This window comes from Humibacter albus DSM 18994, from assembly GCF_000421825.1.
In the GTDB taxonomy this organism is placed as follows: domain Bacteria; phylum Actinomycetota; class Actinomycetes; order Actinomycetales; family Microbacteriaceae; genus Humibacter; species Humibacter albus.
This window is the reverse complement of sequence record NZ_ATXT01000011.1, coordinates 128988-143745: the sequence shown is the minus strand read 5'-3', so window position 1 is coordinate 143745 and position 14758 is coordinate 128988. Positions and strand designations below refer to the sequence as shown.

Genomic DNA, 14758 nt, shown 5'->3' with positions numbered 1-14758 from the left:
ACGGTTCTCGCCGCCGCCCACCAGACAGGCGACGGCACAACCGGTGAGTCAGTCGCGTCGCCAGGGCTCGTCGGGCCCCCGAGAGTCGCCACGGCCGTCGCCCTTGTCTCCTCGGCCGTCGCCGCGACGACGCAGGTAGCGCTCGAACTCCTGCGCGATAGCCTCGCCGCTCGCTTCCGGCGAGTCCACCGTGTCGCGGGCCTGCTCGAGCTGTTCGATGTACGCCGCCATGTCTTCGTCGTCGGCGGCGAGCGCATCGATCCCGCTCTCCCAGGCTGCGGAGTCGGCCACGAGGTCACCGCGGGGGATGGTCACGTCGAGCATCTGCTCGAGCTTCTCGATGAGGGCGAGCATCGCCTTCGGGCTGGGGGAGTTGTGCACGTAGTGCGGCACCGACGCCCACAGTGTCAGCGTCGGAATCCCTACGGTCTCGGCCGCGTCCGCGAACACGCTGAGGATGCCCACGGGACCCTCGTACGTCGGCCTCTCGACTCCGAGGTCCGTCCTCACCTGCGGGTTCTCGCTCGAGGTGAACACGGAGATCGGTCGGGTGTGCGGCACGTCGGCCAGCATCGAGCCGAGAAGCACGACGCCGTCGATGCCCGCCGACAGCGCGGCGTCGATGAGCTCGGTCGTGAACGCCTTCCAGCTGCGCGACGGCTCCGTGCCCAGGAGCAGGTGGAGATTGCCGACGCCGGCGCCGCTCGCGTGGAATTCGGCATCCTCTTCGAGCGGGTCGACCTGGATTCCGGGGGAGACCGGTGCATACAGGACCGCTCCCGGCCACTCCAGACGCCGCTGCCCCTCGTCGTCGGAGGCGATGGTCGGCCGGTTGAACTGGAAGTCGTAGTACAGCTCGGGGTCGACGCCCGCCACGGGAACGACGTCGAGGGCGTCTTTGAGGGTGCGTACGGCGCCGCTGGCGGCCTCGCCGGCATCGTTCCAGCCCTCGAACGCCACGACGAGGATGTGCCCGTCGAAGATCCCGCTTTCGTTCGTCACGCTGTGCAGCCGCTTTCGTTCGGGTGCGTGCCGGTTCCGGCACGTCCTTCCAGGATAGGGCGCGGCGTCGCCGCCCGAACCTGCACGGCTTCTCGGCGCGGCGCCGCTCCGGCTGCGGCCCATAGACTGGATGCCCGTGACCGCCATCCCCTCCGCCGTCCTGTTCGACATGGACGGCACCCTCGTCGACACCGAGCCGTACTGGATGAAGGCCGAGGGCGAGCTGGTGCGGCGGTTCGGGGGCACGTGGACGCATGACGACGCTCTCGTGCTCGTCGGCTCCGGTCTCTGGGAGTCTGCCAAGGTGTTCCAGCAGCACGGCGTCGACCTCGACGCCGACACGATCGTCGACACCCTCACCACACGGGTGAGAGAGCAGCTGGAGACCGACGGCGTGCCGTGGCGACCGGGCGCGAAGGAGCTGCTGCTCGACATCCGTGAGCACGGCCTGAAGACGGCGCTGGTGACCATGTCGGTTCGCGGCATGGCCGAGCAGGTCGTCTCGCACATCCCGTTCCAGGCGTTCGACACGCTGGTCACGGGAGACGAGGTCGCGCGACCGAAGCCGTACCCGGAGCCCTACCTCGAGGCGGCGCAACGTCTCGAGGTGCCCGCAACGCGCTGCATCGCCATCGAGGACTCGATGAACGGTCTCGCCTCTGCCGTCGCCGCCGGTACCGTCGCCATCGGCGTTCCGCACATGATCCCGCTGCCCACCAGCGACGAGCACACCCTGTGGCCGACGCTCGACGGCATCCATTTCGCCGACCTCGTGTCGGTGTTCCAGGAGCGCACCGCATGACGCACGAACTCCCCGCCGCCTCCGGCCCGTTCCGTGCGGGCGACCGCGTGCAGCTGACCGGACCGCGCGGCCATCTGCACACCATCACCCTGGTGCCCGGCAAGGTCTTCCACTCGCACAAGGGCCCGCTGGCGCACGACGCGATCATCGGTCGGCCCGACGGCTCCGTCGTCGTGAACGAGGCGGGCGTCGAGCACCTCGCGCTGCGACCCCTGCTCACCGACTTCGTGATGTCCATGCCCCGAGGCGCCGCCATCGTCTACCCCAAGGACTCCGCGCAGATCCTCGCGCAGGCCGACGTGTTCCCCGGAGCCACCGTGGTGGAAGCGGGCGTCGGTTCAGGGGCACTCTCCCTGTGGCTGCTGCGTGCGATCGGCCAGTCGGGCCGCCTGGCCTCGTTCGAACGCCGCGACGAGTTCGCCGACGTCGCCCGCGGCAACGTCGAGACGTTCTACGGCGTGCTGCCCGAGACGTGGTCGCTGACGGTGGGCGACCTCGCCGAGGAACTCCCGAAGACGTTCGCCGCCGGAACGGTCGACCGCATCGTGCTCGACATGCTGGCACCGTGGGAGTGCGTGGATGCCGCTGCCACCGCCCTCAAGCCCGGTGGCGTGCTGCTGTGCTACGTCGCCACCGTCACACAGCTGTCCCGTGTGGCCGAAGCCATCCGCGACAGCGCAGCGTTCACGCACCCGCTCTCGAGCGAGACGATGGTGCGCGGCTGGCACGTGGAGGGCCTGGCGGTGCGCCCCGACCACCGCATGATCGCGCACACCGGCTTCCTCATCACCGCCCGCCGGCTCGCTCCCGGCACCGTCCTGCCCGAGCTCAAGCGCCGCGCTTCCAAGAGCGAATACAGCGACGACGACGTCGAGGCGTGGACACCCGGCGCCCTCGGCGAACGCGTGGTCAGTCCGAAGAGCCTGCGCAAGCGGGTGCGCGAGGCGTCCGAATCCGCGCACCTCGCCCGCGAGCGCGACGCCCTGCACGGCGAGACGGCCGCCGATCAGAGCGGCGGTGCGCAGACGGATGGCGATCAGAGCGGTGGGGGCGAGGCGGAGGGCCATCAGAGCGTCCACTAGCATGGGATGCCGGAGCGCCGACCATCGGCGAACACCGACATCTCGCCACCGAAAGAGGAATCGTGCGCAGAGCCCTCGCATCCACGCACGCGCGACGCACCGTCGCGCGCACGGCACCCGCACTGCTCGCCGCAGCAGCACTGGTCACGCTCGGCCTGACCGGATGCTCGGCGTCCGGTAGCGGCGCCTCGTGCGTCCAGCCCGGTGATGCGTCGCACCTGGTACGGGCATCCGGCGACTTCGGGTCCCCGTCGGTGTCGTTTCCGACTCCGCTCGAGTCGGCGACGGTGCAGAAGAGCACGCTCAAGAAGGGCAGCGGCGCGACGATTTCGGACGGCGACGTCGTCGTCGGCAAACTCGCGTACTCGAACGGCAAGACTGGTAGGGCCCTCGGCGCCTCCGGCACGTTCAACCTCGTCATCGGCGGATCGTCGGCGACCGGGCTCGGCAAAGCGCTCGCCTGCAGCACGGCGGGGTCGCGGGTGGCAGTCACGGGAACCGTGAAAGAGCTGTTCGGAGCCGGGTCCAACACCGGCCTGAAGAACTCGACGACGGCCGTCTTCGTGCTCGACCTGAAGAAGGTCTATCCGTCGCGGGCCACCGGCGAGCCCCGTCCGTCTCAGCCGGGCATGCCGACCGTCGTGCTGGCGCCGAACGGCCGGCCGGGCATCAAGATCCCCTCGAACGACGCCCCGACGAAGCTGCGCACCGCCGTGCTCAAGCAGGGCTCGGGCGCCACGATCACGAAGGTGACGGGCTCGCACGGCGTGCTTGTCAACTTCACCTCGGTGGCCTGGAACGACCCCGACACGGTCGCGGCGTCCAGCTGGAGCGACGGTTCGCCCGTCGTGTGGTCGAGCACCAGCGGCTCCTCCGTCCCCGCCGACGTGGTCAAGCAGCTCATCGGACACAAGGTCGGCAGCCAGATCATCGTCGTCACGCCCGGCAGCAACGCGACGGCGTACGTGATCGACATCCTCGGCATCTGGAAGTAACCGTCGGGCGTCGGGTCGCGCGGTTCTCCGCTCGCCGCGCCACGGGCATCCTTCTCGGCCGCCGATTCGTCAGTCACACCCTAGGATTGCCTGCGTGTCTCCACAGAAGGTTCCGGTCGAGGAGCGACTCTTCTCGCTCGTGCTCACGCTCGTCGCGACCGAGGCCGGCCTGACCAAGGCGGAGATACTCTCCAGCGTGCAGGGCTACAGCTCGCGCTACCGTGAGCGGGGCGACAACAGTGCACTGGAACGTCAGTTCGAGCGCGACAAAGACGACATCCGCGAGCTCGGCATCCCGCTGGAGACAGTGGACGACCCGGGAGACCCGGGCAACAACCAGAGCATGCGCTATCGCATCCCGAAGGCCGCCTACGACCTGCCGGCCGACATCACGTTCTCCCCGGAAGAGATGGCGCTCCTGCTGCTCGCGGCGACCGTCTGGCGCGAGGGGTCGCTGTCGGCGGAGTCCCGCCGGGCGATCATGAAGCTCCGGGCGCTCGGCCTCGAGGCGGACGATCCCGTGGTCGGCCTGGCGCCGCGAGTGCGCACCCGCGAGTCCGCGTTCGAACCGTTCGAGGTGGCGCTGGAGCGCAACGCGGTCGTGAACTTCGAGTACCTCAAGCCGGGGGAGTCCGCTCCGACGAAGCGCGTGGCGGAGCCGCTCGCGCTCGTGCAGTTCCACGGCAGGTGGCTGCTGCACGCGCACGACAGGGGTGCGGATGCCCCGCGCACCTTCCTGCTCTCCCGCGTCATCGGCACGCCTCGCGTGACGGCGACCACGTTCGTGCCACGCGGTTCCGACTTCGCCTCGCACGCGCTCGACGAGCTGCAGAAGATCTGGGAACGCAACCGCGCCGAGCTCGACGTCCTGCCGGCGACGGATGCCTGGGTGCGGCTCGGCAAGCGCGAAGACACCTCGCGCACGTCCGACGGCAACCTGCTGATCCACTACTCCGACACCGCTCTCCTCGCCGACGAGCTCGCCGCGTACGGCCCAGAGGTGCGCGTCGTGTCACCGCCGCGACTGGTGCAGGCCGTGCGCGACCGTCTGGGACTCACGTTGAGTACGCACACGGGCCCTCGTTCCGAACACGAAGGGACGGATGCCCGTGCCTGAGTCCGCCACGCCCCGAGACGCCCGCGACAAGCTCGCCCTGCTGCTCTCTCTCATTCCGTACCTGCTCGATCACTCCAGCGTGCCGGTCGCGGAGGTCGCTGCCGCGTTCGAGGTCGGCTCGAAGCAGATCCGCGACGCCGTGATGCTCATCGCCGTCTCCGGGCTGCCCGGCGAGTCGCACGCCTACCTGCCGGGCGATCTGTTCGACATCGACTGGGACGAGCTCGAGACGCAGGACCGCATCTCGCTCACCCACACCGTGGCGATCGACGACACCCCGCGCCTGTCCGCCCGCGAGGCCGCGGCACTCATCGCAGGCCTGCAGTACCTGAGCTCGCTTCCCGAGCACGCCGATCGTGACGCGATGGCGTCGCTCATGGCGAAGCTCGAACGGGGCACCGCCTCCGGGGCCGCGCAGGTCGCCGTTGCACCAGCCGCGCTGCGGAACACCGTCGCGTTGATCCAGGATGCCGTCACTCGCCGTACACAGCTCGACTTCGACTACGTGAACGCCCGCGGAGAGACCGAACGGCGCACTGTCGATCCGCTGCGCATCGAGTCGGTCAACGACGACTGGTACGTGCGCGGATGGTGCCATCTTCGCGAGGCCGTGCGCACCTTTCGGCTCGACCGCATCGACCACCTGGCCTCGACGGGGGAGCCGATCAGTGAGCACGCCGCGAGCGTGGTATTGCCCGAACGCTTGTTCCAGGGCGCCGACGACGACCTGACGGTGTCGGTCGATGTTCAGGCGGGCACGCTGCCGCTCATCGCCGATTTCATCCCCGACGACGCCGAGCGAATCGCCGAGGGCGACGTCGTGCACACGAAGGTGCGAGTCGCTCACTATCACGGCCTCAAGCGCATGGTGGCGCGTTTCGCCGGCCAGGTGACCGTCACCGCACCGCAGGAGGCGCGCGACGCCGTCGCCGAATGGGCGAGTGCCGGCGCAGCTCGATACGAGACAGAGGGGTAACGCGATGCCGTGGTGGTCGTGGATGGTGATCTGGGCCGTGCTCGTGCTCGGCCTGCTCGCGATGCTCGTCGCGCTCGGCTATCGACTCTTCCGCAAGGGCATGGCGACGATGCACGCTCTCGGCGAGCTTATGGAGAAGACCGAGAGGCTCTCCGATCTCACCGACGCCGAGCCCGAACCGCCCTTCCACCCCGCCGCACTCGGTCCAGCCCGTGAATACGCTGCGGTTCGGGAGGAACGGCGTGCGCGCAATGCAACGATCAGGCATACTCGGCGGGAAGCCCGGATCCGACGCGGTAAACTCCTAGTGAGAGCCGACCCGAGTCGGTTCTCCCACCTACTCCGAAAGCGACACTGAAAATGCTTGGCGATCTCTTCAGCGGATGGCACATCTGGATCATCCTGCTCATCATCGTGCTCCTGTTCGGCGCGACGCGTCTTCCCGCGCTCGCTCGCAGCATCGGCCAGTCCACGCGTATCTTCAAGAAGGAGATCCGTGAGAGCCAAGAAGAGGACGAGGCCGCCGAGGCGGCCAAGTCGGCGAAGACCGAAGCCGAGATCAAGTCCGAGTCTGCCGCGGCCGACAAGCCCGCCGACAAGATCTAGCCTGTCGTGAGCACCGCCGCTCGAACCAAGCGCGGCAGGAATCCCGAAGGCCGGATGTCCCTGGGGTCCCACCTCAGGGAACTCAAGAACCGCTTCTTCTGGGTGGCCGCCGGCATCGCCGCCGGCGCCATCGCGGGATGGTTCCTCGAGCCGTTCGTCTGGGACGCGATCAGCCTGCCCGTGCATGAGATAGCGAAGTCTCAGAACGCGAGCATCAACTGGCCGAACGTCACCGCCGCGTTCGACCTGAAGCTGCAGCTGAGCGTGTACATCGGCATCATCGCCTCGTCACCGCTGTGGCTGTACGAGATCTTCGCGTTTCTCACGCCCGGGCTCACCCGCAAAGAGAAGGGCTACACGTTCGGGTTCTTCTTCACGGCAGTTCCGCTTTTCCTCGCCGGTTGCGCGGCCGGCTGGTGGGTCGTTCCGCACATCGTGGGCGTCTTGACGAGCTTCGTGCCGAGCGGCGAAACGACGCTGCTGGTGGCATCCGACTACTTCAACTTCGTGTTGAAGCTCATCATCGTCATCGGCATCGCGTTCGTCCTGCCGGTGTTCGTCGTGCTGCTCAACTTCATGCGGGTGATCAGCGCGAAGGCGATCATCAAGGCGTGGCGCTGGGCGATCCTGACGATCATGGTGTTCACCGCGATCGCCACGCCGTCGGCCGACGTCATCTCGATGTTCCTTCTCGCCCTGCCGCTCGTGGTCCTCTACCTGCTGTCATGGCTGATCGCCACGCTGCACGATCGCCGGCTGGCGAAGCGCGAGCTCGACATCGAGGCCGAACTCGCGTCCTGAATCCGGCGCGTGCACACGGTGCGTAGGCTGATCGGATGACCGACCAGCTGTCGCCCTCGGAGCGTTACGCGGCGTCGCGGGGCAGGGCCGGGCATCCCCGGCTCCAGGAGTTCCAGCTGCGGCAGCGCTTCGACCCCGACCCGTTCCAGCGCGAGGCGTGCGCCTCACTGGAAGACGGGCGCAGCGTGCTCGTCGCCGCGCCCACCGGTGCGGGCAAGACGATCGTCGCCGCATTCGCCGTTGCTCTGGCCATGCGCGAGCGCTCCGCGAAGGTGTTCTACACCACCCCGATGAAGGCGCTGTCGAACCAGAAGTATCAGGAGTTCGTCGAAGAGTACGGCTCGGATGCCGTCGGCCTGCTCACCGGGGACACCAACGTGAACGCCGGCGCGCGTGTCGTCGTCATGACCACCGAGGTGCTGCGCAACATGCTGTACGCCGAATCGGATCTGCTGACCGACCTCGCGTACGTCGTCATGGACGAGGTGCATTACCTCGCCGACCGATTCCGCGGTGCCGTCTGGGAAGAGGTCATCATCCACCTTCCGGCGCACGTGCGGCTCGTGTCGTTGTCGGCGACGGTATCCAACGCCGAGGAATTCGGCGACTGGCTGCAGACCGTTCGCGGCGACACCGACGTCATCGTCTCCGAGAACCGGCCGGTACCGCTGGAACAGCACGTTCTCGTGCGGCAGCGCATGGTCGACCTGTTCGAATCCGGGGCGCGCGGCGCGGCGAACCGGGTCAATCCGGAACTCGTGCAGCTGGCGCGCGTCGGCGGACGCCCCTCCGGCTCTCGCGGTAGGTCCGACCGAGGCCGCCGTCGCTCGTACGGGAGAGGCGACACGGAACGCGTCGACCGCCCCGACGTGGTGCGACTGCTCGGCAATCGGGGGCTGTTGCCCGCCATCTTCTTCGTGTTCAGCCGCGCGGGTTGCGACCAGGCCGTTTCGCAGGTGCTGCGGTCGGGAATCCGGCTCACAGAGGCGCACGAGCGCGAGGAGATCAGGCGCGTCGCGGAAGAGCGCTGCCGCACGATCGCCGATGACGACCTCGCCGTGCTCGGCTACTGGGACTGGCTCGAAGGACTGCAGCGCGGCGTCGCCGCCCACCACGCCGGCCTTCTTCCCGCCTTCAAGGAGGTCGTCGAAGAGCTGTTCCGGCGCAAGCTCGTCAAGGTCGTCTTCGCCACCGAAACGCTCGCGCTCGGCATCAACATGCCGGCCCGCACCGTGGTGCTGGAACGCCTGGAGAAGTTCAACGGCGAAGCGCGCGTGCCGATCACCCCGGGGGAGTACACGCAGCTCACCGGCCGTGCTGGCCGTCGCGGCATCGACGTGGAGGGGCACTGCGTCATTCAGTGGCGCGACGGGCTCGACCCGCAGGCGGTCGCAGCCCTCGCGTCCCGGCGCAGTTACCCGCTCAACTCGAGCTTCCGACCCACGTACAACATGGCTGTCAACCTTGTCACGCAGTTCGGACGTGAACGCACCCGCGAGATCCTCGAGTCGTCGTTCGCGCAGTTCCAGGCGGACCGTGCCGTGGTCGATCTCGCGCGCACCGTGCGCAAGCAGGAGGAGTCCCTCGCCGGATACGCCCGCGCGATGCAGTGCCACCTCGGCGACTTCGCCGAGTACTCGGCGCTGCGACGTGAGCTCAGCGACCTCGAGCGCAAGGGCGCGAAGTCCGGCCCGCAGAGCGCCGCCGCCCGCGAGGCACGCGCCCGCGAGCTGGCCGATCTGCGCCGGCGCATGAAGCAGCATCCGTGTCACGGCTGCGCGGAGCGCGAGAAGCACGCCCGCTGGGCGGAGCGATGGTGGCGCCTGAAGCGGGAGACGGATGCCCTCACTCGCCAGATCCGCTCGCGCACCGGCGCCGTCGCCGTCGTGTTCGATCGCGTGAGCGACGTGCTGGTCGAACTCGGCTACCTCGGCGAACGCGACGGCACGCTGGCGCCGACCGTGCACGGCAGGATCCTCGCCCGCATCTACGGTGAGCGCGACCTGCTCGTGTCGGAGTGCGTACGCCGCAACGTGTGGTCGAAGCTCGATGCGCCCGGACTCGCGGCGATGGCCTGCGCCATCGTCTTCGAGCCTCGCCGCGACGAGCAGAACCCCGCCGAGCGCTTCCTCCCACGTGGCGAGTTCGTCGACGCGCTGCGCAAGACCGAGACGATGTGGGCGCGGCTCGACGACCTGGAGCGTGAGCATCGGCTCGCCGGAAGCGAGCCGTTGTCCACGGCGCTGTGCATCGCGATGCATCAGTGGGCATCCGGGCGATCGCTGGCAGCGGTCCTCACCGAAGCCGACCTGCCGGCCGGAGACTTCGTACGCTGGGCGAAGCAGGTGATCGATCTGCTCGACCAGCTGGTCGGCGTCGGCGACCGTGCGCTGTCCGCGACGGCACGGGACGCCCTGAACGGGGTGCGGCGCGGCATCGTCGCGTACTCGGCCGTCGGCTGAGTACGGTTCTTCGGCGAGCACCAGGGTGACGTCCCCTATGCTCGCATCGTGACCCCGCCCGCCCGACCGCCGATCCCGTCGTGGCTGGCGGTGATCCTGGGTGCCGGAGGGGGAGTGGTCTACGACGGCGCGTTCCCCGCACTCGGCCTCTGGCCGCTCGCGTTCCTCGGCCTCGCCCTGATGCTCATCGCCGTGATCGGACGCTCTGTCGGCGGTGCCGTACTCGTCGGGTTCTGCTCGGGCCTCGCGTTCTATCTCACGCAGGTGTCGTGGACGGCGCTCTACCTCGGCCCGATTCCCTGGCTCGCGCTGTCGGTCTTCGAGTCGTTGTTCTTCGCGCTGTGCGCGGTGGCGATCGCGCTCGCCTACCGATGGCTCCCGCGGTCGTTCCCCACCGCACTCGGCCGCCTTGGCGTCCTCCCGGTCGTGGTCGCCGGCCTGTGGACCGGCCGCGAGTGGCTGACCGGCAACTGGCCCTACGGCGGTTTCGCCTGGGGACGCGCTGCGCTCTCGCAGTCCGAGAGTCCGCTCGCGCATCTGGTCGCCTGGTTCGGAATCGCGGGCGTCACTTTTCTCATGGTGTGGCTGGTCGCGCTCGCTCTCGAGTGCGTGCGATACCGACGACGCTCCGCCGTGCTGAATTCGCCGTCGCGCACGTGGAAGACAGCGGTGGGCGCGTTCTTCATGAAGACGTCGACGTCGACGACGACGCCGTTCTCGGAGGAGTCGTTCTCGGGCAGCACGATCCGGCCGTCGACGGGCCGCCTGGATGCCGCTGCGCGCCGCCCCGAGATCCGCGCGGCCATCGCTCTGATCGCGATCGCCCTCGTGCTCGCGGTGCCGGTGTGGCCGGCCACGACCGCCGGCACGTGGCGAGTGGGCGCCGTGCAGGGGAACGGACCGGCAGGCTACTTCGAGCCTCATCAGGTCGGTGACGTGATGAACGCGCAGATCAAGGCGACTCTGCCCATCCTCGACGAGAAGCCCGACGTCGTCGTCTGGCCCGAGGGCAGCGCCGACATCGATCCGACGCGCGACCGCACCTCAGCGCAGGTGCTGGATAACCTCAGCGAGCGGCTCGGCTCGCCCATGATCGTCGGTACCATCACGCACCGGCACGGCAAGTACTTCAATACGTCGCTGCTGTGGAAGGCGGGCAAGGGCGCCGTCGCCTACTACGACAAGAGGCATCCGGTGCCGTTCGGGGAGTACGTGCCCGACCGTGCGTTCTGGACGCCGTTCGCGCCCGACCTGCTGGGCCTCATCCAGCGCGACTACACGCCGGGAACACGTCCGAACGTGTTCGACGTGAACGGAGTCAAAGCCGGCATCTCGATCTGCTTCGACATCGTCGACGACCAGTTGACGACCGACATGATGACCGGCGGTGCCCAGATCATCATCGCGCAGACGAACAACGCCGACTTCGGCACCACGAAAGAGAACGTGCAGCAACTCGCCATCGCGCGGCTGCGCGCCATCGAAACCGCTCGCAGCCTGGTGAACATCTCCACGGTCGGCACCAGCCAGATCATCGATCCCGACGGTCGCACGATCGTCGGATTACGTGCCTACAAGGCGGGCGCCATGGTGGCGGATGTCCCGCTCGGCACCTCCACGACTCCCGCCACCCTGCTCAGCCGGGCGTTCGAAGTGCTGGTCGCCGGTCTCGGACTCGGCGGCCTCGTGATCGCCGGCGTCACGGCTCGTCGCGACCCACGCCGTGCCACCAGCTGAGTCACACAAAAACGCAGCCCGCCTCGCGGCAGGCTGCGTCAGGTGATGAGAGCTCAGGCGCCGATCTTGTGCTCGCCTCGGCGGGCCCTCAGGTAGGCGAGTCGCTCTTCGAGAAGCTCCTCGAGCTCGTCGCGGGTGCGGCGTTCGAGCAGCATGTCCCAGTGGCTGCGGGGCGCCTTCACGTCGGAACGGTCGATCTCGACCGGCGCGTCGTTCACGAGGAGCGTCGCCTCGTGGCCGCAGTATTTGCACTCCCAGGCTTCGGGGGCCTCAGCGTCAGCGGCGAACACGACATCCGTCTCGCGGTCGCAGTTCGGGCACTTGTAGGTGTAGGTGGTGCGGGCCGAAAACGTGACGCCCTCTTCGCTCTGTAAGCTCTGGGCGCCTAGCCTCATGCCGCGCAAGCTGCGGTCTGCCATTGTGTGGTCTCCTTCTCGCGTCGCATCCACACTTATAAACCGTCAAGCTGGGCATTCTCTGCCCGCCCCGCGCAGAGATTCAGTCTCCTTTCAGGTGATTTTCTCGCCCGTCGGTCGCGGGGGCGTCCCGCCGCGAACTCTCGGCGAGCACCGCAGCCAGCAGATCGCACCGATCCGAGACGATGCCGTCGACGCCCATCGACAGCACCTCGCGCATCTCGTCGGGGTCGTTGACAGTCCACACGTGCACTTCGCGTCCTGCGTCGTGCACGGCACGGACGAACGAGGGGGTGAGCACCGTCACACCGCGATGGCGGCGAGGAATCTGAACGGCGTCCACCGCGCGCAGCCCCAGTCGTACGAGCGCGGGCAGACGCAGTCTCGTGCCGATCACGGCAAGGAACGCACCGGGCGTCGACGCCGAGGTGGCCGCACCCGTCAGTGCCCGCAGGGCCCGGCGCCGACGACGCTGACCGAACGAGGTGACGAGCACGCGCGGCTCGGCACCGGCATCCCGGATCGCGTCGATCGTCGGCGACAGTGCCGCATCGGTCTTGATGTCGATGTTGAAGCGCGCATCCGGGAATTCGCTCAGCGCCTCGGCGAGCGTGGCGAGGCGTCCACCGTGCACCAGCTCCAGGGCGAGAAGCTCACGCATCGGCAACGCCTCGACCGGGTCGGCCACACCCGCAATGCGGCTCAGGTCGTCGTCGTGACAGATCACGGCCACGCCATCGGCGCTGCCGTGCACATCCGTTTCCAGGATGTCCGCGCCCGCGTCGAGCGCCGCCCGGAACGCACCGATCGTGTTCTCGGCCGCACCGCGGGCGAGGCCACGGTGCGCGATGACGCGCGGAGGAGTGCCGTCGAAGAAGCGGACCGGCTCAGGCATCCGACCGCGGTGTCGCGTCGTCCGTCCTTGTGTCGTCCGGGGACTCCGCGTCGTGGGAAGGTTCGGCGCCGTCGTTCGGTGCCGTCGCACTCGGCAGGTCGGCACTCGGCAGGTCGGCACTCGGCGGGTCGGCACTCGGCGGGTCGGGGATGACCGGCGCGGCCGCCGCAGTCAGGTCACCGACGCGTCCCGCCTCGGCCTTGCGCGCCTCGTTCTCCGCCTCGCGCACAGCCTGCTCGGCGGAGTCGTCCGAGAGCACGGCGTCGATCGAGGGGTCCGGCGCGTGGGACGACCCACCAGCGTCCTCCGCTTCGGACGGCGAGGAGAACGCCGCGAAGGGATTTCCGCTCCCGCGTGTCGCGAACCCTTCGCCGATGCCGCGAAGAGCTTCGGTGAACTCGCTCGGAATGAACCACAGCTTGTTCGAGGCGCCGTCGGCGATCTTCGGCAGCGTCTGCAGATACTGGTACGCCAGCAGCAGATTGTCCGGTTGCCCGCGGTGGATCGCGGTGAAGACCGTGTCGATCGCCTTCGCCTGCCCCTCGGCTTCGAGCACCGCGGCACGGGCGGATCCCTCCGCGTTCAGGATCGCGGCTTGCTTGGTGCCCTCGGCCGTGAGGATCGCGGACTGCTTGGTGCCCTCGGCGGTGAGGATCAGCGCGCGGCGGTCACGCTCGGCGCGCATCTGCTTCTCCATCGAGTCCTGGATCGACACCGGCGGATCGATCGCCTTGAGCTCCACACGGCTGACCCGGATGCCCCACTTGCCCGTCGCCTCGTCGAGAACGCTGCGCAGCTGGTTGTTGATGTTGTCGCGGCTTGTCAGCGCTTCCTCGAGGTTCATGCCGCCGACCACGTTGCGCAGCGTGGTCGTCGTGAGCTGCTCGACCGCGCCGAGATAGTTGGCGATCTCATAGGTGGCGGCGCGGGCATCCGTCACCTGGAAGTAGACGACGGTATCGATCGAGACCACGAGGTTGTCCTCGGTGATCACCGGCTGCGGCGGAAAGCTCACGACCTGTTCGCGCATGTCCAGAAGCGGGCGAAGCCGGTCGACGAACGGCACCAGGAGGTTGAGTCCGGGGGAGAGCGTCTTGTGATATCTGCCGAGGCGTTCCACGACGCCCGCGGTGGCCTGTGGCACGATGCGGATCGCGCGGAACAGCGTGACGAGCACGAAGATCACAACGATCAGAACGATGATCCCGACGACGATCTGCACGACGAGCCCTTCTGTGGAGTTCATGCCGCGGTCCTTCCTGTGGGAACGACGATCGCCGTCGCCCCCTCGATCGCGGTGACGAGCACGCGCTCGCCCGGTTCGATGGGTACGGATGTCCCTGTCACGTCGACCGGCGCCAGCCGCGACGTCCACACTTCGCCGTTGGCGAGCTTCACCAGTCCCTTGCCGTCGGCGCCGAATGTCTGCACCACCTGGCCCGCCTGGCCGATCAGCGCGGCCACGTTGCTCCGTGCAGGATCACCACCGCGATGCAGCGCACGCAGCAGCGGTGGCCGCAACAGGAACAGCAGCAGGATCGAAAGCACCGCCGCGACGGCGAGCTGGCCCCACCACGGGAGGCCGAACAGGCCGCTGATCAGACCGCCGAGCGACCCGAAGGCGAGCATCAGGAAAACGAAGTCGAGCGAGAGCATCTCGACGATCACGAACACGAGGATCAGCACCAGCCACGCGATCCACGCGTATGACGACACGACGTCCATCGCTGGCTCCCCTCGGATCGGCTCCGACGCTACCAGCATGCCGTGTCTGCACCGCGAAGGGCACCTGCCACGCGAGCCGCGCTGACGACGTGGCGCCTGAGATACTGTCCTGGTGCCTTCCGGGCGCTGTCGAATGTGCCCA

The 14758-nt window shown here is 68.3% G+C and carries 15 protein-coding genes; 10 read left to right on the top strand and 5 right to left on the bottom strand.

The features are described from left to right. Window positions 1-48: 48 nt before the first annotated feature. Window positions 49-1002 carry a PAC2 family protein gene (locus H623_RS0102065; protein ID WP_022899285.1) on the bottom strand — a complete coding sequence of 318 codons (954 nt, stop codon included), beginning with the start codon at window positions 1000-1002 and terminating at the stop codon, window positions 49-51. A 136-nt stretch (window positions 1003-1138) separates the two neighbouring features. On the opposite strand from H623_RS0102065, the gene H623_RS0102060 reads away from it, so the two are divergent. From H623_RS0102060 to lnt, 10 genes are all read left to right on the top strand, one after another. Then, complete coding sequence (locus tag H623_RS0102060; protein ID WP_022899284.1) at window positions 1139-1804, top strand: HAD family hydrolase; 666 nt, start codon at window positions 1139-1141, stop codon at window positions 1802-1804. Continuing rightward, a complete protein-coding gene (locus tag H623_RS17285) occupies window positions 1801-2886 on the top strand; it encodes a tRNA (adenine-N1)-methyltransferase (RefSeq protein WP_022899283.1) in 1086 nt (361 codons plus the stop codon). The genes H623_RS0102060 and H623_RS17285 overlap by 4 nt, the downstream gene beginning before the upstream one ends. 62 nt (window positions 2887-2948) lie before the next feature. Then, entirely contained in the window at window positions 2949-3881 is a 933-nt protein-coding gene (locus H623_RS0102050; protein WP_022899282.1) for a hypothetical protein, read from the top strand. A 94-nt stretch (window positions 3882-3975) separates the two neighbouring features. Continuing rightward, window positions 3976-4998: a helix-turn-helix transcriptional regulator gene (locus H623_RS0102045; protein ID WP_022899281.1), complete on the top strand. Its 1023-nt coding sequence runs from the start codon at window positions 3976-3978 to the stop codon at window positions 4996-4998. Continuing rightward, complete coding sequence (locus H623_RS0102040) at window positions 4991-5974, top strand: helix-turn-helix transcriptional regulator (RefSeq protein WP_026939804.1); 984 nt, start codon at window positions 4991-4993, stop codon at window positions 5972-5974. Before H623_RS0102045 ends, H623_RS0102040 begins: the two co-directional genes overlap by 8 nt. A gap of 22 nt (window positions 5975-5996) precedes the next feature. After that, window positions 5997-6332: a hypothetical protein gene (locus H623_RS0102035; protein WP_245558859.1), complete on the top strand. Its 336-nt coding sequence runs from the start codon at window positions 5997-5999 to the stop codon at window positions 6330-6332. Between the two features lie 2 nt (window positions 6333-6334). Further along, complete coding sequence (gene tatA / locus H623_RS0102030; RefSeq protein ID WP_026939803.1) at window positions 6335-6580, top strand: Sec-independent protein translocase subunit TatA; 246 nt, start codon at window positions 6335-6337, stop codon at window positions 6578-6580. Between the two features lie 6 nt (window positions 6581-6586). Beyond that, window positions 6587-7381 (top strand): twin-arginine translocase subunit TatC, encoded by a 795-nt coding sequence (gene tatC / locus H623_RS0102025; protein WP_245558857.1) that lies wholly within the window; start codon window positions 6587-6589, stop codon window positions 7379-7381. 35 nt (window positions 7382-7416) lie between these two features. Then, window positions 7417-9843, top strand: a complete 2427-nt coding sequence (locus H623_RS0102020) for a DEAD/DEAH box helicase (RefSeq protein ID WP_022899277.1) — start codon at window positions 7417-7419, stop codon at window positions 9841-9843. Between the two features lie 48 nt (window positions 9844-9891). Continuing rightward, window positions 9892-11580 (top strand): apolipoprotein N-acyltransferase, encoded by a 1689-nt coding sequence (lnt, locus tag H623_RS0102015; RefSeq protein ID WP_022899276.1) that lies wholly within the window; start codon window positions 9892-9894, stop codon window positions 11578-11580. Window positions 11581-11633: 53 nt separating this feature from the next. On the opposite strand, the gene H623_RS0102010 is transcribed toward lnt, so the two are convergent. The 4 genes from H623_RS0102010 to H623_RS0101995 all read right to left on the bottom strand — a co-directional run bounded on the left by H623_RS0102010 (window position 11634) and on the right by H623_RS0101995 (window position 14616). Beyond that, the gene (locus H623_RS0102010; protein ID WP_022899275.1) at window positions 11634-11999 is read right to left on the bottom strand and encodes an RNA polymerase-binding protein RbpA; all 366 of its coding nucleotides are present in this window, start codon (window positions 11997-11999) and stop codon (window positions 11634-11636) included. Between the two features lie 79 nt (window positions 12000-12078). After that, a complete protein-coding gene (locus H623_RS17280; protein ID WP_022899274.1) occupies window positions 12079-12891 on the bottom strand; it encodes a glycerophosphodiester phosphodiesterase family protein in 813 nt (270 codons plus the stop codon). Beyond that, on the bottom strand, window positions 12884-14137 hold the full coding sequence (locus tag H623_RS17275) for an SPFH domain-containing protein (RefSeq protein ID WP_022899273.1): 1254 nt from the start codon (window positions 14135-14137) through the stop codon (window positions 12884-12886). The genes H623_RS17280 and H623_RS17275 overlap by 8 nt, the downstream gene beginning before the upstream one ends. After that, a complete protein-coding gene (locus tag H623_RS0101995; RefSeq protein WP_022899272.1) occupies window positions 14134-14616 on the bottom strand; it encodes an NfeD family protein in 483 nt (160 codons plus the stop codon). The genes H623_RS17275 and H623_RS0101995 overlap by 4 nt, the downstream gene beginning before the upstream one ends. Window positions 14617-14758 lie beyond the last annotated feature (142 nt).